Annotated in this window: 15 protein-coding genes, 1 tRNA gene and 3 pseudogenes; 9 read left to right on the top strand and 10 right to left on the bottom strand. The window is 60.3% G+C overall.

The features are described 5' to 3' along the window. The first annotated feature begins 59 nt into the window (after window positions 1-59). The 7 genes from uca (at window position 60) to AB9L16_RS05980 (ending at window position 9,642) form a co-directional block, all read left to right on the top strand. On the top strand, window positions 60-3,695 hold the full coding sequence (gene uca / locus AB9L16_RS06010; protein WP_375123237.1) for an urea carboxylase: 3,636 nt from the start codon (window positions 60-62) through the stop codon (window positions 3,693-3,695). 24 nt (window positions 3,696-3,719) lie between these two features. Further along, window positions 3,720-5,492, top strand: coding sequence for an allophanate hydrolase (atzF, locus tag AB9L16_RS06005; RefSeq protein ID WP_375123236.1), 1,773 nt, complete (start codon window positions 3,720-3,722; stop codon window positions 5,490-5,492). Between the two features lie 281 nt (window positions 5,493-5,773). Then, complete coding sequence (locus AB9L16_RS06000) at window positions 5,774-7,261, top strand: diguanylate cyclase (RefSeq protein WP_375123235.1); 1,488 nt, start codon at window positions 5,774-5,776, stop codon at window positions 7,259-7,261. Next, the gene (locus AB9L16_RS05995) at window positions 7,254-7,484 is read left to right on the top strand and encodes a cysteine-rich CWC family protein (RefSeq protein ID WP_041478882.1); all 231 of its coding nucleotides are present in this window, start codon (window positions 7,254-7,256) and stop codon (window positions 7,482-7,484) included. Before AB9L16_RS06000 ends, AB9L16_RS05995 begins: the two co-directional genes overlap by 8 nt. 33 nt (window positions 7,485-7,517) lie before the next feature. Beyond that, window positions 7,518-8,210: a pseudouridine synthase gene (locus AB9L16_RS05990; RefSeq protein WP_375123234.1), complete on the top strand. Its 693-nt coding sequence runs from the start codon at window positions 7,518-7,520 to the stop codon at window positions 8,208-8,210. A 316-nt stretch (window positions 8,211-8,526) separates the two neighbouring features. After that, window positions 8,527-9,411, top strand: a complete 885-nt coding sequence (locus AB9L16_RS05985; protein ID WP_041478884.1) for an alpha/beta fold hydrolase — start codon at window positions 8,527-8,529, stop codon at window positions 9,409-9,411. Between the two features lie 157 nt (window positions 9,412-9,568). After that, window positions 9,569-9,642, top strand: a tRNA-Gly gene (locus AB9L16_RS05980). A gap of 145 nt (window positions 9,643-9,787) precedes the next feature. Here the strand turns inward: AB9L16_RS05980 and AB9L16_RS05975 are convergent. Further along, a complete protein-coding gene (locus AB9L16_RS05975) occupies window positions 9,788-11,071 on the bottom strand; it encodes a type II toxin-antitoxin system HipA family toxin (RefSeq protein WP_095180587.1) in 1,284 nt (427 codons plus the stop codon). Then, window positions 11,071-11,367: a helix-turn-helix domain-containing protein gene (locus tag AB9L16_RS05970; protein ID WP_095180586.1), complete on the bottom strand. Its 297-nt coding sequence runs from the start codon at window positions 11,365-11,367 to the stop codon at window positions 11,071-11,073. The genes AB9L16_RS05975 and AB9L16_RS05970 overlap by 1 nt, the downstream gene beginning before the upstream one ends. A 299-nt stretch (window positions 11,368-11,666) precedes the next feature. Here AB9L16_RS05970 and AB9L16_RS05965 point away from each other — a divergent pair, with 299 nt between their 5' ends. Then, window positions 11,667-11,876: a hypothetical protein gene (locus tag AB9L16_RS05965; RefSeq protein ID WP_375123233.1), complete on the top strand. Its 210-nt coding sequence runs from the start codon at window positions 11,667-11,669 to the stop codon at window positions 11,874-11,876. 64 nt (window positions 11,877-11,940) lie between these two features. On the opposite strand, the pseudogene AB9L16_RS05960 reads toward AB9L16_RS05965, so the two are convergent. Then, window positions 11,941-12,299 (bottom strand): annotated as a pseudogene (locus tag AB9L16_RS05960) (DUF6124 family protein). A 355-nt stretch (window positions 12,300-12,654) separates the two neighbouring features. Further along, window positions 12,655-13,425 (bottom strand): trans-aconitate 2-methyltransferase, encoded by a 771-nt coding sequence (gene tam, locus AB9L16_RS05955; protein WP_375123232.1) that lies wholly within the window; start codon window positions 13,423-13,425, stop codon window positions 12,655-12,657. 176 nt (window positions 13,426-13,601) lie between these two features. On the opposite strand from tam, the gene AB9L16_RS05950 reads away from it, so the two are divergent. Then, window positions 13,602-14,012 carry a low affinity iron permease family protein gene (locus tag AB9L16_RS05950; protein WP_016771301.1) on the top strand — a complete coding sequence of 137 codons (411 nt, stop codon included), beginning with the start codon at window positions 13,602-13,604 and terminating at the stop codon, window positions 14,010-14,012. Between the two features lie 158 nt (window positions 14,013-14,170). Here AB9L16_RS05950 and AB9L16_RS05945 read toward each other — a convergent pair whose 3' ends face one another. The 6 genes and pseudogenes from AB9L16_RS05945 to AB9L16_RS05920 all read right to left on the bottom strand — a co-directional run bounded on the left by AB9L16_RS05945 (window position 14,171) and on the right by AB9L16_RS05920 (window position 19,335). After that, window positions 14,171-14,674 (bottom strand): DUF4142 domain-containing protein, encoded by a 504-nt coding sequence (locus AB9L16_RS05945; protein ID WP_375123231.1) that lies wholly within the window; start codon window positions 14,672-14,674, stop codon window positions 14,171-14,173. 152 nt (window positions 14,675-14,826) lie between these two features. After that, a complete protein-coding gene (locus tag AB9L16_RS05940) occupies window positions 14,827-16,176 on the bottom strand; it encodes a diguanylate cyclase domain-containing protein (protein WP_375123230.1) in 1,350 nt (449 codons plus the stop codon). Window positions 16,177-16,251: 75 nt separating this feature from the next. Further along, the gene (locus tag AB9L16_RS05935) at window positions 16,252-16,890 is read right to left on the bottom strand and encodes a LysE family translocator (RefSeq protein WP_375123229.1); all 639 of its coding nucleotides are present in this window, start codon (window positions 16,888-16,890) and stop codon (window positions 16,252-16,254) included. 60 nt (window positions 16,891-16,950) lie between these two features. Then, window positions 16,951-17,082 (bottom strand): annotated as a pseudogene (locus AB9L16_RS05930) (glutathione transferase); the annotation flags it as partial. Further along, window positions 17,081-17,811: pseudogene (locus AB9L16_RS05925) on the bottom strand (hypothetical protein). The pseudogenes AB9L16_RS05930 and AB9L16_RS05925, both read right to left, overlap by 2 nt. A 192-nt stretch (window positions 17,812-18,003) precedes the next feature. After that, the gene (locus AB9L16_RS05920) at window positions 18,004-19,335 is read right to left on the bottom strand and encodes an MFS transporter (RefSeq protein ID WP_016771305.1); all 1,332 of its coding nucleotides are present in this window, start codon (window positions 19,333-19,335) and stop codon (window positions 18,004-18,006) included. Window positions 19,336-19,400 lie beyond the last annotated feature (65 nt).

Raw genomic sequence — 19,400 nt, 5'->3', positions numbered from 1 at the left:
GGCCCGGATGTCTGTCGAAAAACAGCGGGACGGCCCGCTCCCCCTTCAGGGGTTATGCCATGTTCGAAAAAATCCTGATCGCCAACCGTGGCGCGATTGCCTGTCGCATCCTGCGCACGATCAACGTGCTGAAGGCCCAAGGCGTCGCCGTGTACTCAGAAGCCGATGCTGCCAGCCTGCACATCTCCCAGGCCGCTGAAGCGTACAGCCTCGGCGAAGGCGCGGCGTCCGCGACGTATCTGGCCGTCGATAAAATCCTCGCTATCGCCAAACAAAGCGGCGCCACGGCGATTCATCCCGGCTACGGATTTCTCTCGGAAAACGCAGCGTTCGCCGAAGCCTGCGAAGCGCAGGGCATCGCCTTCATCGGCCCGACGCCGGAGCAATTGCGGGTGTTCGGCCTCAAGCACACTGCTCGCGCATTGGCCAGACAGCACGGCGTACCGATGCTCGAAGGCACCGACCTGCTCGACAGCCTCGATTGCGCGCTGAGTGCCGCCGAACAGGTCGGCTACCCGGTGATGCTGAAAAGCACCGCTGGCGGTGGTGGCATCGGCATGCGCGTGTGCCGCAGCGCCAGTGAATTGAGCGAATCATTCGAAGCGGTGAAACGCCTCGGTGAGAACAACTTCAGCGACGCCGGGGTGTTCATCGAGAAGTACATCGAACGCGCGCGGCATCTGGAAGTGCAAGTGTTCGGCGACGGCTGCGGTGAAGTCATCGCTCTCGGTGTGCGCGACTGTTCGGTGCAGCGGCGCAACCAGAAAGTCCTCGAAGAAACCCCGGCGCCAAACCTGCCAGAAGGCATGGCCGATGAGCTGTGCGCAGCGGCGATCAAACTGGCGCAAGCGGTGAATTACCGCAGCGCCGGCACCGTCGAATTCGTTTTCGACAGCGAGGGCCAGCGCTTCTATTTTCTCGAAGTGAACACGCGCTTGCAGGTCGAGCACGGCGTCACCGAACTGGTGTGGGACGTGGATCTGGTGCGCTGGATGATCGAGTTGGCCGCCGGTGATCTGCCGCCGCTGAACGAGTTGTATCAAGGCCTGGAACCGCAGGGCCATGCGATTCAGGCACGTCTGTACGCGGAAGATCCGGGGCGTGATTTCCAGCCGAGCCCGGGCCTGCTGACCGCTGTGCAGTTTCCGCCAGCCAACGGCGTTGAGTTGCGCATCGACACCTGGGTCGAAGCCGGTGTGGAAATCCCGCCGTATTTCGACCCGATGATTGCCAAGCTCATCGCTTGGGCGCCGAGCCGCGAACAGGCTCGCGCCGAACTCCATCAGGCACTGGGCGATAGCCTGCTGTATGGCGTGGAAACCAACCGCGATTACCTGCGGCAGATTCTCCTCGATACTCCATTCGCCAGCGGCCAGCCGTGGACCCGTTGCCTGGAAAATCTGCTCTATCACGCCAATACCTTCGAAGTGCTCAGCGCCGGCACGCAGACCAGCGTGCAGGACTATCCCGGCCGCCTCGGTTACTGGGCCGTCGGCGTGCCACCCTCGGGGCCGATGGACAGCCGAGCGCTGCGTCTGGGCAATCGCCTGCTCGGCAATGAACAAGGCGCCGCCGCACTGGAAATCACCATGAGCGGGCCGATCCTGCGCTTCAATTGTGACGCGGTGGTCGCGGTGACCGGCGCGCCGATTGCCTTGACCCTTGACGCTGAACCGGTGCCGATGAACACCGCGCTGCTGATCCCGGCCGGCGCGACATTGCAACTGGGCAGCATCAGCGGCGCCGGCGCGCGCAGTTATCTGTGCCTGCGCGGTGGTTTGCAGGTGCCGGATTATCTGGGCAGCAAAAGTACCTTCACTCTCGGCCAGTTCGGCGGGCATGGCGGACGGGCGTTAAGGGCCGGTGACGTCTTGCATGTGCCGGCATTGACCGAGCGCAGCGCCGGCCAGCAACTGGCCGAACAGCACATCACCACGCTGCCGAGCGTGCGCCAGATCCGGGTGATCTACGGTCCGCACGGCGCACCGGAATACTTCAGCGAAAACTACATCGCCACGTTCTTCGCGACCCAGTGGGAAGTGCACTTCAATTCCAGCCGCACCGGCGTGCGCCTGATCGGACCGAAGCCTGAGTGGGTGCGTGAGGATGGCGGTGAAGCGGGTCTGCACCCGTCGAACATCCATGACAATCCGTATGCGATTGGTGCGGTGGACTTCACTGGCGACATGCCGGTGATTCTCGGCCCGGATGGCCCGAGCCTGGGTGGGTTTGTCTGCCCGGTGACGGTGATTGAGGCGGACCTGTGGCAGCTGGGGCAGCTCAAGGCGGGCGATAAAATTCAGTTCATTCCCGTCGACCTCGGCACCGCCCGCGATCTCGCCCTGAAATGGGATGCACCCTGTGGGAGCTGGCTTGCCAGCGATGGTGCCCGATCTGACACCGCATCAACTTCATCGCTGGCAAGCCAGCTCCCACAAGGGATTGTGTCGCCTGTGGTTCTTGAGTTGGGTCAGGGGGATCGGCGGCTTGTCGGGCGGGTTTCTGGCGACACTCATTTACTGCTGGAGATCGGCGCGCCGGAGCTTGATCTGGTCCTGCGCTTTCGCGCCCACGCGCTGATGCAGGCGCTGGAAAGCCAGGCCCTGCATGGGGTGATCGACCTCACCCCGGGCATTCGCTCGCTGCAAGTGCACTACCAGCCCGAGCAACTGCCGCTGGCCGATCTGCTCGGCACCATCGCTGGCGAATGGGACGCGGTGTGCGCCGCCAAGGACTTGCAGGTGCCTTCGCGCATCGTGCACTTGCCGCTGTCGTGGGACGACCCGGCCTGTCAGTTGGCGATCGAGAAATACATGACCACCGTGCGCAAGGACGCGCCGTGGTGCCCGAGCAATCTGGAGTTCATCCGGCGCATCAACGACCTGCCGAATCTCGACGAAGTGCAGCGCACGGTGTTCGATGCGAGCTATCTGGTGATGGGCCTTGGCGACGTCTATCTCGGCGCGCCGGTGGCCACGCCGCTCGACCCGCGTCATCGTCTGGTGACCACCAAGTACAACCCGGCACGTACCTGGACCGCCGAGAATTCGGTCGGCATCGGCGGCGCCTACATGTGCGTGTACGGCATGGAAGGCCCGGGCGGTTATCAGTTTGTCGGGCGCACCCTGCAGATGTGGAATCGCTATCGCGAAGTCGCCGCGTTCGACGGCAAACCGTGGCTGCTGCGCTTCTTCGATCAGATCCGTTTCTACCCGGTCAGCGCCGAAGAACTGCTGCGCATTCGCCGCGATTTCCCCCTTGGGCGCTTTGATCTGAACATCGAACACAGCCAGCTCAACCTCGCCGACTATCAGGCATTTCTCAGTCAGGAAGCCGCGGGCATCAGCGCCTTCCGCGCGCAGCAACAGGGCGCGTTCAAGGCTGAACGCGAACGCTGGATCGCCAGCGGCCAAGCGCATTTCGACAGTGAAGAAGCCGTGCCTGACGCCAGCGAAGAAGCACCGCTGGAAAGCGGTGAACACAGCGTCGACAGCCACATCGCCGGCAATCTCTGGCAGGTGCAGGTCGAGGCCGGCCAGCGTGTCGCGGCGGGCGACGTGCTGGTGATTCTCGAGTCGATGAAGATGGAAATCCCTGTGCTCGCGCCGCTGGCCGGTGTGGTGCGAGAGATCCGCGTGCAACCCGGTTCGGCGGTGCGCGCCGGACAACGGGTGGTGGTGCTGGAACTCGACTGAAGCCATTTTTATAAGGATCAACCGATGAATCTGCAACTCGATGCACTGCGCCAGGCCTATCGCAATGGCGACACCACACCGCGCCAACTGCTGCTGCAATTGCGCGAAAAAGCCGCTGCGCTGAATCCCGACTATCACCTGTTCATTCACTTGCTCAGCGTCGATGAACTGGAGCCGTACCTCGCCGCCCTCGACGGTCGTGACCTCGACAGTCTGCCGCTGTATGGCGTGCCATTCGCGATCAAGGACAACATCGATCTGGCCGGCATTCCCACCACCGCTGCGTGCCCGGCGTTTGCCTATGTGCCGCAGCAGTCGGCCACCATCGTCGAGCAACTGTTGGCGCTGGGGGCGATTCCGCTGGGCAAGACCAATCTCGATCAGTTCGCCACCGGCCTCAATGGCAGCCGCTCGCCCTACGGCGCGTGCCCGAACAGTGTACTGGCGGAGTATCCGTCCGGCGGTTCCAGCGCGGGTTCATCCCTGGCGGTAGCGCTGGGTGTGGCGAGTTTTGCCTTGGGCACTGACACCGCCGGTTCCGGGCGGGTGCCGGCGGCGCTGAATAATCTGGTGGGATTGAAGGCGAGCAAAGGCCTGATTTCCACCGCTGGCGTGCTGCCGGCGTGCCGCACGCTGGACTGTGTAACCACCTTCACCGCGACCGCCCGTGAGGCCAGTCAGTTGCTGGCGTTGACGGCCAGACACGATCCTCGCGATGAATACAGCCGAGGCAATCCGGCATGGAACGACGGCTCGGCATTTGGCGCGCCACGGCCGTTTCGCTTCGGCGTGCCACGGGCACAGGACCTTGAATTTTTCGGCTGCAACGAGGGGCCACAGTTGTTCGCAGCCGCCATCGAACGGCTCAAGGCCTTGGGTGGCGAAGCCGTCGAGCTGGACCTGTCACCGTTTCTGGAAGCAGCGCGGTTGCTTTACGACGGGCCATGGGTGGCCGAGCGCTACAGCGTCGCCGGTGAGCTGATGGAGCAGAATCCCGAAGCGGTGCTGCCAGTGATCCGTGCGGTGCTGGCCAGGGCTCCGGCAGTGACTGGCGTGCAGACCTTCCGCGCGCAATATCGATTGCAGGCGCTGAAGGCCCTGTGCGACGAAGCCCTGGAAAATCTCGACTGCGTGCTGACACCGACCATCGGCCGTCCAGTGACCCTGGCCGAACTTGAGGCGGAACCGGTGCTGCGCAATTCCGAACTTGGCTATTACACCAACTTCATGAACCTGCTCGACTACGCCGCCGTCGCCGTGCCGACCGCGTTCATGAGCAACGGTTTGCCGTGGGGCGTGACGTTGTTCGGGCGGGTGTTTACCGATCAGTATCTGTTGAGCGTGGCCGATGCCTTGCAACGCCAGCAGGACAGTGCCCTGCCAGCTCCGGCGAACCCTGCGCGCAATGACCGCGCTCGATTGGTGGTATGCGGCGCGCACCTGCAAGGGCTGGCGTTGAATTGGCAACTGACCCAGCGTGGCGGGCGCTTGCTGGAAACCACGTTCAGTTCGCCGGACTATCGACTGCACGCCCTCGCCGGCGGCCCGCCATTGCGTCCGGGGATGGTGCGGGTCAAGGACGGCGGCGTGGCGATTGCCGTGGAGGTCTGGGAATTGCCGAGCAGCGAGCTGGGCTCGTTTCTCACCGGAATTCCGGCGCCGCTCGGGTTGGGCAAGGTGCAACTGGCGGATGGGCGCTGGGAGAGCGGGTTTATCTGCGAGCCGTATGGCCTGGAGGGTGCGGTGGATATCAGTCATTTGGGGGGATGGCGGGCGTATCTGGCATCCCGGGGCTGATCCGAAAGCTCGCCCTCACCCTAGCCCTCTCCCCCAGGAGAGGGAACTGACCGAGGTGACTGTCCATCGGTTGCCATTGGCTGATACCGAGTCGATCACAGATTTTCCATCACCCTCAATCCAGCTCCCTCTCCCCCGGGAGAGGGCTGGGGTGAGGGGCTGCGATTTCCCTGACACACCGCTACGTCATATCCCCCGCCATTTCAGGCACAAATCCCGCAGTGTTTTCCCGACCATCCCACTAGAATGCATCCCATCGGGCCACTGCCAACGGATCTGCCATGCCGCTTCGTTCTCCCTTGTACTCGCAACGTTCACTGGTGCTCACCTTGGTCGCCCTGCTCGGCGCCGGGTTTCTCGCCACCTCGCTGTTGAGCTATTTCGCGTCCCGCGAGTCGATCCGCGACAACATCGTCAACACTGAACTGCCACTGACCTCCGATACGGTCTATTCGGAAATTCAGAAAGACCTGGTCCGGCCGATCCTGATTTCCTCGATGATGTCCCGCGACACGTTCATGCGCGACTGGGTGGTCAATGGCGAGCAGAATCCCGAGCAGATGACCCGCTATCTCGACGAGGTCATGACCCATTACGGCGCCTACACGGCGTTCTTCGTTTCCAATGCCACGCTCACCTACTACCACGCCAAAGGCGTGCTCAAGCAGGTCAAAGTCGATGAGCCGCGCGACACCTGGTACTTCCGCGTGCGCGACATGCAGGACCCGTACGAGATCAACGTCGACCCGGATCTCGCCAACAAGGACAACCTGACGTTCTTCATCAACTACAAGGTCTACGACTACCACAACCGCTTCATCGGCGCGGCGGGCGTGGGCCTGACCGTGGACGCGGTGATCAAGCTGATCGACAAGTATCAACAGCGCTATCAACGCAGCGTGTACTTCGTCGACACCTTCGGCCGCCTCGTATTGACCGGTGCCGAGGGTGGTCCGGAAGGCGCGCACATCGGCCAGAGTCTTGGCGAACTGGAGAGCATGAAAAGTCTGGTCAGCCAGTTGCCCAAGCCGCACAGCGGCAGCTACGAATACTCCACCCACGGCCAGGGACATTTTCTCAACGTGCGGTTTATCCCCGAGTTGAACTGGTACCTGTTCGTCGATAAACGCGAAGACGGCGCGCTGAGCGAGATCCGCCAGTCGCTGTATCTCAATCTGCTGATCTGCCTGTTGGTGACGTTGATCGTACTGGCGCTGCTCAATCGGGTGATCAAGCGCTTCCAGGCGAAGATCCAGGCGCACGCCACCCTCGACAGTCTGACCGAACTGCCGAACCGACGCGGCTTCGACATCCTCGCTGCGCAAGCGCTGCACGAGGCCCAACGGGAAACCAAGCCGCTGACCGCGTTGCTGCTCGACCTCGACCACTTCAAAGCCTTGAACGACACCTACGGGCACATGGCTGGCGATCAGGTGTTGATCGGTTTCGCCCGCGACCTGCAAAGTTGCCTGCGTCACGCCGATATCGTCTGCCGCTGGGGCGGTGAAGAGTTCATCGTTCTGTTGAAAGACACCGACGGCGAGACCGGGCAGAAAATCGCCGAGAAGATCCGCCAGCACGTCGAGCAACACGAATATGCCTACGATGGCCACAGCCTGCATCTGACCGTGAGCATCGGCGCCACCACCGTGCAACACGATGACACCTTGCACACCCTGCTGTCGCGGGCCGATCATGCGATGTACCGCGCCAAGCAAACCGGGCGCAACCGCACCTGCATGGAAATGCCGCACTCGACCTATGCCTGATAACGACGTCAAACCCGACCACTGCCCGGCCTGCGGCGCCCGCAACGATTGCAGCCTCGCCGACCCGCGCACCGCCGACCGCGAATGCTGGTGCTATGGCGTAACCATCGACCCGGCGGTGCTCGAAGCGCTGCCGGCCGCGCTGCGCAATCAAGCCTGCCTGTGCCCGCGTTGCGCCCAGGTCGAAGCGCAGTTGCAAGCAGACCGGCGGCCGATCCCGTAAGATGCGCGGCCCTTTGTCCGTTGAATCCTGACCATGCGCGTCGACCGCTTCCTCAGCAATCTGCCCCGCTACAACCGTCAGCAGGTTCGCCTGTTGCTGGTGGAAAAGCGCGTGCGGATTGACGGAAAAGTCGTCAGCGACCCGCACAGTGATGTGCTGGAATTCAGCCGGGTCGAAGTCGACGATGAGGTGCTGCAGAGCGGTAAACCGGCGCGCTATTTCATGCTGCACAAACCGCCGGGTTGCGTCAGCGCCACCCGCGATCCGCAGCATGCGACCGTGCTTGACCTGCTCGACGAACCGCACAAGGACGATCTGCACATCGCCGGACGTCTGGATTTCAACACCACCGGGCTGATGCTGATCACCAATGACGGCGCCTGGTCGCGGCGCCTGACGCAGCCGCAAACCAAACTGCCGAAGGTCTATTACGTCGAAACCGAACAGGACATCGACCCGAGCTACGCGCTGAAATTTGCCGAGGGCATCTACTTCGCTTTCGAAGATCTGACCACGCAACCGGCACAGCTTGAGCTGCTCGGCCCACGCTCGGCACGGCTGAGCATCGTTGAAGGCCGCTACCATCAGGTCAAGCGCATGTTTGGGTTCTTCAACAACAAAGTCCTGCGCCTGCACCGCGAATCCATCGGCGAACTGACCCTCGATCACGCGCTAAAACCGGGCGAGTACCGCGCTTTGCGCACCGAAGAGATTCATTTGTTCTAAGCCGGCGACCGCTCAGCCGAAGTTGTCGAACAATTCGCCGACGGCACTTGCGTGATCCTGAGTCCCCTGCTTGAATCAGGACGTCGGCCGAAATGTGACCGATGAGTCACCACATACTTCCAAGAAACTTTTTGTCGGTCGTCTGCCCTCAAGGGCTGCGCCTCAGCCGGCAATCTGCCCGCCAATAACAACACCCGTCGACCTGCCGTACCGGATCGACATGGGCCAGCAAATTTCAGGCGTATGCCTACCTGTCACAAAGCTCGTGCAATCTCGATTGCGCGCATACCCGCTTGCTTGCCAGGAGTCTTATGACATGAGGCCAGAAATCGCTGTGCTGGATATACAGGGTCAGTATCGGGTTTACACGGAGTTCTATCGCGCAGACGCCGCAGAAAAGACCATCATTCTGGTCAACGGCTCGATGGCCACGACTGCGTCGTTTGCACAGACCGTGAAAAACCTGCACCCGCAATTCAACGTGGTCTGCTATGACCAGCCCTACGCGGGCCGCTCAAAAGCCCACAACCGGCATGAGAAACATCTGACGAAGGAAGTCGAAGGGCAGATTCTGCTGGAGCTGATCGATCACTTCGCCGCCGAACACGTGCTGTCGTTCTCCTGGGGCGGCGCCGCCACTCTGGTCGCCCTCGCCCAGCAACCGCGGCGCATCGAAAAAGCCGTGATCAGCTCGTTCTCACCGGTGATCAATGCGCACATGCTCGATTACCTCGAGCGCGGCGTCGACTACCTCGGCAGCCGCGACGGCGACCGGGTCGGCCATCTGGTCAACAACACCATCGGCAAACACCTGCCGTCGCTGTTCAAGCGTTTCAACTACCGCCACGTCAGCAGTCTCGCCGAGCATGAATACGGACAGATGCATTTTCATATCAACGACGTGCTGCACAGCGATCGCCAGTGCTATCTGAATGCGGCGAAAAAGATCAACGTGCCGGTGCTGTTTCTCAACGGCGAATGGGACGAATACACCGCCGCCGAGGATGCGCGACTGTTCGGCAATCACGTTGCCCACAGCAGCTTCACCACCCTGCAAGCCACCGGACACTTTCTCGACATGGAGCACAAGGCCGCCTGCCGCGACAGCCAGAACGCCCTGCTCGGCTTTCTGAAACCTGCGCCGCAAGCCAGCCGAACGCGCTACTCGTTTGTGCAGGATCAACATGCTTTGGCCATTTGAAACAGCGTCATCGCGGGCAAGGCTGCAAGCTTGAAGTGCCTGTTGCACCGGCGCAGCCCTTGCTCGCGATCGACCGTTTTCTGCGTGGCAAAGCCCTCGCAGAGAAAAGAAAACTTCAAATCCGTGGCCGAGTCTGGTACAAAGTCAGCCGCTCTGAGCGGGTATAGTTTAGTGGTAGAACGAAAGCTTCCCAAGCTTTAGATGAGGGTTCGATTCCCTCTACCCGCTCCACCGAATATTGATCTCGCGTTGTGTTGTCCGACGGGGGATGCAGAAATGAAAAACCGGCCTTGATGGCCGGTTTTTTTGTGTCTGGAAGTTGAAGCGTGTTGGCGGTGAAGACTTCCAGAAGATCGCTGAGCCCCTCCTCCCCGGATTACTTCTCGAAATCCTGATGCAGCCTCGCCAGTACATTGAAGATCGGTTCCCCGGCTTTGTGCGGGACATTCAATCGAGTGAATACTTTCTTCCAGTCGGCGAGCGCTGCGAGAGTCTGCTCGATGTATTCCTCGGCCTTGAGGTATTTGTAATCCTTGCAGATCTCCATGATTCGCTTGCGCGTAGGCGTGCCGGGAGTGCGGCCACCGAAGTCAGTGGTGTGCTCGCCCATGGCGTTTGCGAAAGTCAGGTCGTATGCCGGGGACAGCGTCCAGGTTTCTTTCTCGCCTTTTTTTTCAGGATTGTGGCAGAGAAAGGCAAAGTTCTTCGCATGGTCGTCATGGTTGTGAGACAGCGCATTGAAGATCATTAACCTGGCCATCTTTTCCACTTCGACGGAGCTTCTGGTCAACACCTGAGTGAGCTTGAGCAGGTTCGGGTAGTCGATGGATGACAATGCGCGGTAGTCCGCGTACATGAGCGCCGAGACGGTCATCATGTGAATCTTGCGCTCGCCGTCGCGGTCGAAGCGCTTGGTTGCGAAGAAACGCTCAACCTCGCCGCCAGGCATCTGCACATCCAGAAGATCCGATTCAGCCATGGTCACTCCGGCGGCACGAGCCATCTCGGCATAGGCGAGTTCAATGCCGCCGGTTTCAATCGGTTCGTACAATGCCCTGAACTTCACGATCCAATGTGCATAGCCCTCGGGCAGGGCATCAAAGGCCGAAATTGCGTGTTTTTTGTCGGCAGACAGCGCCACGATTGCCTTCGGTCGTGCGCCCCCCGGTGAGCCACCGGCCAGTCGCAATTTGGTAAGCACAGCAGGGGTCTCACCCTCTTGAACTTCGATTGAAGCTTCGTAGAGTTGGCAAATATCCAAAGGGCCTGTGAGCTCTGTTTTTTCCGCCTTCGGCTGATATTCAAACGCCCCCATACTGCGCTCGCCCATATAAGCAAGGCGATCAAGCGCTGTGAGGGTAAGGTGGGTGCCGTCACCGAAGGTGCTGTCGAAATATCGATCCATCAGCAGCATGCCCCAGCCGTCAGGCAGTGAATCGGCGAACGGTCCGTGTAGCCCTTCGAAGAGGCTGGTGTTCCTGGCCAACTGGGGCTTTTCGTCCCAAGCCATTGTCAGCGGCGAAAGATTGTAGCCAGTGGCAAGCCAACCCGGATCGTAAGCGAAGTAAATCCCCCGGCCCGCGACTCTGACCAGCTCACCAACCTTGGCGCCCTCTTTCAAAACATCCAGCGCTTCTGTGTGTTTGAAAGGCTTGATCATCAGCGCATCCCTCTCTTGCGCCTGGCATTCTTCAGCTCATCCAGCGAGCTCGGTTGCTCTGGTTTGAACAGCCTGGTCACAGCGTTGAGTTCATCAAGCGCAGTGGCTATCAGGATCAAAGCCTCCAACGTCACGAGGCCGGTCGCTTCGAATCGCTTGATGGTGGATTCGGAAACCCCCGCCTTTTCTGCGAGCGTCTTGCGGGAAAGGTTTTTGGAGAGCCGCAGGATTTTGGCGTTTTCTCCGACATTTCTAGCGATCTCAGCCGGCGAGTGAAGCAAATGCATGAATGACATGGCAAACCCTTCCAATTCTTAAGGATCTTAATAGAGCCATTGTAGCCATCTAACCTCCCTTAAAGATCAGATATGACCATTTTTGAAAAATTTCACTAATTTCGTGGAGCAATAGAGATCTTCTGATTGCTACACAGCTGACATTGAGGATTACGCGGTTGGGTCACGCGTGGCCGCTTTTGTCACCGCGAATCTGACTCTCCGCAATGCAGTCATATTTGGCAACGTAATGATGAACACAGCGTTTGTTGTGCCGTTCAAGATCGCCGCTCATGTGGTTACCAAAGCGGACATCATTTATGAACATCAAACCCATTCGGAGCACTGAAGACTTGTCCGCAGCATTGCTGCGTATCGAGCAGATTTGGGGCGCTGAGATGAACTCGCCGGAAGGCGATGAATTGGAAATTCTCGCTCGGCGGGTGGGCGAGTATGAGGAGCAGCAATTCCCGATTCCCCCTTCCGAGCCCTTTCAAGAGGACAAACCTGGTATTGATCAGCGGTTTTGACGCTGCACTAGCCGAAAAACCGGTCGCAACGACCGGTTACTTTTTACTCGGAAATCAACGCCGGCTAACCCACCGGCACCACATTATCCAACACCTGATTCACCGCCAGCTCGCCCAGCATGACGACCTGGGCGATGCCGAGCAGGGTTTGCGCTGGCTGCCGTCGAGCAAGGCGGCGAAGTCGCCGAGCATGACGCTGGCCGAGCCGAGGGATTCGCTGGCGTTGACCAATAGCGACTCGGTGTCGGTGCCTGGATTGACCATGAACATGCTGCTGGCCTGGTATGGCGGTGAGCTGGTTTGCGGCGGGATGAGATAGTGGTCGAGAGCGCGTTCGGCGGCTTCGTGGAGTTTTTTCGAATCGAGGGACTCGTACGGAGAAGCCGGATCGGTTTCCGGCGGATTTGGCGTTACCTTGAACATGGAATCTTCCTGTAGTGGTAACTGCAACCATCCCGCTGCTATACGAAAGGGTGGCAGCTGTACGCAAGTTAGCAGACCGGTAGGAAGTCCAAAACCCGGCGCACCCGAGGGTGCCATGCGCACAGCCACCATCAAGTGCAGGCGAAGCCTGACTGGAAGGCACATGTGCAACCGTTGATCAATCCTGGCCGGGCTGCTAAACCCGATCACTGCCCCAGCAAGCCCCTCACCCTAACCCTCTCCCTAACCCTCTCCCGAGGGAGAGGGGACCGATCGGGTTGTTCTTGCGAGTTACGCCGACCTGAACCAATGCGTCGAACTCACGATAAAAAACGAGCTAGGCGAATGAATATTTTCAGCGGGTTGCAACAATAAACAAGCGTGGAAACGGCAACAGCACCGAGCCGTCAGCCAAGGCCGGATAAGCCTTGGCAACTTCCGCCAGATACCGCTGCAGATACTGCGCCCGCTCCTCCTCGGTCAATGGGCTCAGGAATGGAATCAACCCGCTACCCTTGAACCACTCCACCACCCCTGCCGCCCCGTCCCGAAGTTGGTGGTGATAGGTGGTGCGCCACACATCGACCCGCGCGCAGTGCGGCCGCAGCATTGAAAAATACTCACTGGCACTGGCCATGTCGGTGCGCTGCCCGGCAGCGTCTGCGAGCTTGCTCGCCCACGGCCCATTGGCGGCGACTTCACGCATCAAGCGGTGGGACGGTTCGTTGAGGTTGTCCGGCATCTGGATCGCCAGGCTGCCACCATCTGAAAGCTTGCTCGCCAGGGCTGGCAGCAACGAAGCGTGATCAGGCACCCATTGCAGCACCGCATTGGCGAAGATCACATCAAACGGCCCCTGGTCAGCCCATTTGTCGACCTCGGCCACCTGAAACTGCACGTCAGGCAAGCGCTTGCGCGCGGCGGCAATCATGTCCGCCGAACTGTCGAGGCCACTGACGCTCGCATCGGGAAAACGCTGCACCAGCAATTCGGTGGAATTGCCCGGTCCGCAACCAATGTCCACCACCGCCCGGGCCTGCGCGGTGGGTATCGCCGCCAACAGATCACGGGCCGGGCGGGTGCGTTCATCTTCGAAAGCGACGTATTGCTTGGCAGACCAACTCATTGCGTTCTCCTGTCGGGGCATGGCTTGAAACCGGGAAGTGCAGCTGCCCATACCATACAGCGATAAGGCCGATGAGCTCGCCCCGCCTCCGGCGTCCGGCCCGGTTATTTGTAATTAGAATTTTCAGCACAACACCGATGTCTGAATTTCAAGCTCTCAAAACAAGGACTTCCATCATGAAATTCGCAAAGATTGCCCAGAAACTTGCCCTGTGGGCCGGTAGCCCGAAAACGTTCATGGGGGCGTTGATTCTGATCGGGTTGTGGGGGTTGAGCGGGCCGATTTTTGGTTACAACGACACGTGGCAGCTGATCATCAATACCTCGACGACGATCATCACGTTCCTGATGGTGTTCCTGATTCAGAACACGCAGAACCGCGATACCGACATTCTGCATTTGAAACTCGATGAGCTGTTGCGAGTGAACAAGGAAGCGCAGAACGCGATGCTCGGGCTGGAGGCGCTGGATCTGAAGCAGCTCGAAGCGCTGCGCCGGCATTACCGCGCGCTGGGTGAGAATCAGGTGTTTGATCTTGAGGGGCTTGGCGACAAGAGCAAGCCAAAACAGGATTTGAATGAGTGCTGAGCAAGTAAACACAGCCTGTGGGAGCGAGCCTGCTCGCGAAGACGCAGGGTCAAAACATCATTGACTGACACACCGCTTTCGCGAGCAGGCTCGCTCCCACAGGGTAAGCATCGCATTTCAACTGAAGGTTTCGCTCGCGCTGCAACAACAAGGCGAAGTTAGCGACTGGCCTGCAACGCTCGAGCTTTCTCCAGATGGCTTTGCAGTTTCGGCAAAGTCTCATCGGCAAACGCTTTGATTTCCGGCACGTCGGTGGTCTGTGCCTGTTGCTCGATCTGGGTAATGGCCTCTTCGGTCGCCTTGACCTGACTGGCGGCGTAAGCCTGATCGAATGTGGTGCCGTCCTTCACTTCCGGCATCAGCTCTTTGGCCTTGTCGGCGAGTTCTTCGCGGGGGGCAACCGGCAGGTCGAGTTTCTTGGCGATTTTCGCCAGATGCTGGTTGGCTGTAGTGCGGTCGTTGATCACAACGATGGTGTAATCCTTGACCTCTTTCGATTCGGTCTTGCCGTGGGCCAGACGACTGGCTTCGATGTCGGCCATGCCTTTGGCAGAGGCATCGTTGATGAATTCGGCAGGCGACTGGGCGAACGCAGTGCTGGCGCACAGGCCCAGCAGGGTTGCAAAACTGACGTTACGTAAACGGGTGGCCATCCGGCTCATGGTCGCGCCCTCCTTCGTGGAAAATTCAAACGGGCCGTGATTCGCCCGCTGCTCAAATGTCGCGGCGGACAATTGTCCGCCTCAGTTAGGAATGCTTTAGCGGTCAAAGGTTTAGAAAATCTGCCTGAACCGCGACGAACGGCGCGCTCGCTTCAGCTGCCCAAGGCCCGATGATTCAGGCGTTTGGCCGCATACATGGCTTGATCGGCATGCCGAAACAGTTGCTGTTCTTCTTCGCCGTGTTCAGGAAAGCGCGCCACGCCGATGCTCGATTCGATCCACAAGTCATGCCCGTCGAGGCGCATGGGCTGCGCCAGCACCTGTCGGATTTTTCTGGCGACGCTGTCGGGATCGTCGGCGGTATGCACGCTGTGCAGCAGCACGACGAATTCATCGCCACCGATACGCGCCACCGTGTCGGTTTCACGCACGCAGCCTTTCAGCCGGTTGGCCACGGTTTGCAGGAGCATGTCACCGACGGCATGGCCATGGGTGTCGTTGACCTGTTTGAAGCGATCCAGATCGACATACAGCAGCGCCATGTGGCCGTGCAGGGTTCGCGCATCGGCCAGCGCAGCCCTGAGCCGATCACGGAGCAGTTCGCGATTGGGCAGTTGCGTCAGTTGATCGTATTGCGCCATGCGCTTGAGCCGCGCGTGCAGTTGCTGGCGCTCGATGGCCGTGGCGACTTGTGCACAGACATATTGCAGCAGTTCCTTGTCCTGCTCGGTGTAGCGTTCCCCGCCAGCGAGGCTTTTGACGATCAAGGCGCCGATGGTGCCGTTTTTTGAGTTCAGTGGTACACCGAGCCAGCAAGGCGCGTTTTGTTCCGCCACCAGCTCAGCAAAATCGGGCGTGGCATCGGCGCTGTCCGGCGTCAGCAACATTGGCTGGCCGCTGCGGATCACTTGCGCGCAGAGCCGTCCGATGACGGTGCCGGGCTGCTCGGGCTGCAATTCGTGATCGTCGACGTGATAGGGAAAATTCAGCTGCGCGCAGTGTTCGTCGTACAGCGCCACGGAAAAATTCAGCGCCGGCAGCCACTCGCCAATCAGCAGATGGATGCGTTTGAACAGCGCCAGCAAATCTTCCGCCGCGTGCGCCGCTTCGGAAATCGCGTACAACGCCGCTTGCCGCGACTCGGCCTGCTTGCGCTCGGTGATATCGCGGGCGACGGCGATGCGCAGTTGATCGACTTCCGACCAGCGCGCCGACCAGGAAATGTGCGCGACGCTGCCGTCCTTGCGCAGATAGCGGTTCTCGAAATTGTGCTTTGGGTCGCCGCCCATGATTTCGCCAGCGGCCGCAAGGGTGCGCTGGCGATCAGCCGGGTGCACCAGCTCGATCATCGAGCGGCCGATCAGTTCGTCAGGCGTGTAACCGAAAATCCGCTCGCAGGCAGCGCTGACAAAAACGAAACGGCCCTGTTTGTCGACCGCGCAAACGGCATCCAGCAACAGGTCAATGTAGCTCGCCAGCGGCGCAGGGTTGGGGCTTTGCATGGTTCTACGGGGTGTCCGCGCAGTGCAGCGATTTCAATCATCCATGATCGTGATTGCGCGTCCCTGCCCATTCCATCAAGTCTTGTTCGGCAGCAGCCCCGGCAGCGCGTGCATCAACGCGTTGATGGCGAAGCCGATAAACATCACGCCGCATAAACGCGTGATGAGCAGCTCATGCCGCTGATACACCATGCGCACTCGCTGTGCGCCGACCACGCCGATGAGGATAGCGTAGGCCAGGGCGCCGCCGATGAAACTCAGGGCGATCAGTGCAGGTAGCATCGACCAGTTGAGCAGTTCGGCGCGGCTCGACAACAGCGCCGTAAAGGTCGCCACCGCCACCGGATAGGCCTTGGGATTGGTCAGGCCGAAGACGATGCCGTGCCAGAACGGCTGCCGCGCCGCCCCTTGCGCCTCGTCGCCATTGCGGCGTTGGGCACGCACCGCACGCCAGCCGAGCCAGAACAGGTACAACGCGCTGAGCACGCCGAGCACATCGAACGCGGCGCTGCCGATTTCCCGCGCACCGACAATCGCCACCAGCGCGGTGCTGCACCAGATCACATCGCCGAGCAGATGCCCGCAGAGAAAACCTGCCCCGGCGCGCCGGCCATGGGCCGCGCCAATCCCGAACACCGCCAGCACGCCCGGCCCGGGCGTGATCCCGTAGATGAAACCCGAAGCCAGAACGGCCAACAGCAATGATGGAGTCATGAGAAACCTGCAAGCGCCAGAATACTTGGCGGCCAGTCTATATCAGAGGGTCACGGCGGATCACTGCGCGTCGTGAAAACGCATGCCGGGGTACGGTTTCTGGCGACATGCGTCCAGCCGCGATTGCAAATCGCCGACGTGGACTTCCAGCTTGTGCCCGTCGGGATCGAGGAAGTAGAACGACGCGCCTTCAATAGCCTCTCAGATTTTCGGGAACGAAATATTGCTGTCCGTCATAGCGCAACGTGGTCAGCACCGGCTTTTCGTGAGTGGTCTTCGACTCGCAGGTGTCGGGTGAACCCTCGCCGACCAGACCCATGGTGACTGAGCGGACAATGATATCGGCGTAACCATGGGAACTGGTTTTGCCCATCTCAAGCGTACGCACCGTCTCCGAGCGCTCTCCGGCGCAATTGCCATCCCACTCGCCACTGAAGCTGTAGACGACCAAGCGATCCAGCACCGGGCGCAGTTTGTCGCCCTCTTTCACGTAGAGCGACAGCAGGGTTTCATCCAGCGGATTGACGCGCGACGAGCCTTTGAAATGGGCGCGGACGCCGAATGCACGAAGGTCGGGCGTGAGTTTATAACGCGCCGTGTCGAGTTCCAGATTCTCCAGCGTGATGGCATCGGAGAGAAACACCGACGGCTGATGATAGGTTGCCAGCGGTTTGGGGCTGCCGGCCGCGATGACAGCCAGATCCAGATCGTACGAGCCCACGCTGCCGTCTTGGCCATAGACGGGATCGGGCACGAACGTCGATAGCGCGTCGTCAGCTGCGGATAAGCCGGCCATTCTTTGCACAGCGAGAAATCCGCTTCCGCGCTGACCGCCGGCGGCGTGCAATCTGCCCACGCCTGCCCAGCCATCAACCACCCGCAGAGCGCGGCAGCGCTGATCCACGTGGACTTCATTGTCACTTCCCGCTCCTTGAAGATATTTCCAGGCGCGCACTATCCCTTTCTGCATCGGAGGATTCAACAGATCTGGCCAGCGAATCTTCTCATGTGTCTGAAGTCGGAATTCGCGAGCAGGCACGCTCGCACAGGAAAGCGCATTCCAAAGTGGGAGCGAGCCTGCTCGCGAAGGCGTCATCGCCGACGCCGCCAATCTCAATACTTGTCCAGCGTACGCAACTTCTGCGGCAAGCCCCACAGCAGCAAAGCGGCCGCAATCAGCGCGGCGACGCCGATGACGTACAGCGCCGGGGTGGTGCTGCCGGTGAGGTCCTTGATGCGTCCGACCATGACCGGGCTGACGATCCCGCCGAACTGCCCCAGGGTATTGATCACTGCGATCCCGCCCGCCGCGCCGGCACCTGCGCCCGCCAGCAGTTTCGGTGGCAGGGTCCAGAAGCTCGGAATCGAAGCGATGATGCCGGCGCCGAGCAGGCCGAGCGCGACGATCAGGAAGGTCGTGTGGCTGGCGAAGATTCCCGCGCTGAAGAAGCCGATCGCGCCGACGATCACCAGCCCGGCGACAAACTTGCGCCGTTCACCGGTGGCGTCGGACAAGCGTCCAATCACCACCATGCTGATCGCCCCGCAGATGTACGGAATGGCGGTCAGCAGGCCGATCATCACCGGGCTTTCGGTGCCGGCGCTGCGGATCAATTGCGGTGCCCAGAAATTCAAACCGTAGGACGCGACCTGAATCAGGAAGTAGATCAAACCCAACGTCAGGAACCCGGGAATTTTCAGCGCCGCGAGCAATGAGCCGCCGCTCTTGTGTGGTTCGTGATGAGCGATGCGACTGGAGAGCAATTTCTTCTCGTCAGCCGTCAGCCAGTGCGCATCCTCGATGCGGTCCTTCAGCTGCGTCAGCACCAGAAAACCCAGCGCGATGCACGGCACGCCTCCGAGCAGGAACAACCAATGCCAGCCGCGCATCTGCAATACGCCATCGAGGTGTTGCAACACCAGCCCTGAGAACGGTGCGCCGACCAGCCCGGCAAACGCCGAGGCGAGAAACAGCATCGAGGTGATGCGGCCACGGAAGTGCTGCGGAAACCACAGCGTCAGGTAATACAGCACGCCCGGAGCAAACCCGGCTTCCATCGCACCGATGACGAAGCGCAGCGCATAGAACTGCCATTCGCTGTTGACGAAGACCATCGCCGCCGTCGCCACGCCCCACGACATCATGATCCGCGCGATCCAGCGCCGCGCGCCGACCTTGTACAGCATCATGTTGCTCGGCACTTCGAACAGCACGTAACCGACCACGAACAGCCCGGCGCCCAAGCCATACGCGGTGTCGCTCAGACTCAGGTCGGTCTGCAACTGGAATTTGGCGAAGCTGATGTTGATGCGGTCGAAAAAGGCGAACAGGTAGCAGACCATGATCAGCGGCATCAGGCGCCAGGCAACTTTGCTGACCAGGGCTTTTTCGGCGTCGTGATCGACGGACGGATTCACGCCCGCCTCCATTACATTGAGGCTCATAGATTTTCTCCAGGCGGACTGCCGATGGGCGTCCGATTGTTTTTGTTGTCTGGTGATGACGCTCC

It is taken from the genome of Pseudomonas sp. LW8 (genome assembly GCF_041956865.1).
GTDB classification, from domain to species: domain Bacteria; phylum Pseudomonadota; class Gammaproteobacteria; order Pseudomonadales; family Pseudomonadaceae; genus Aquipseudomonas; species Aquipseudomonas siliginis.
This window is presented reverse-complemented; position numbering and strand designations above follow the sequence as displayed.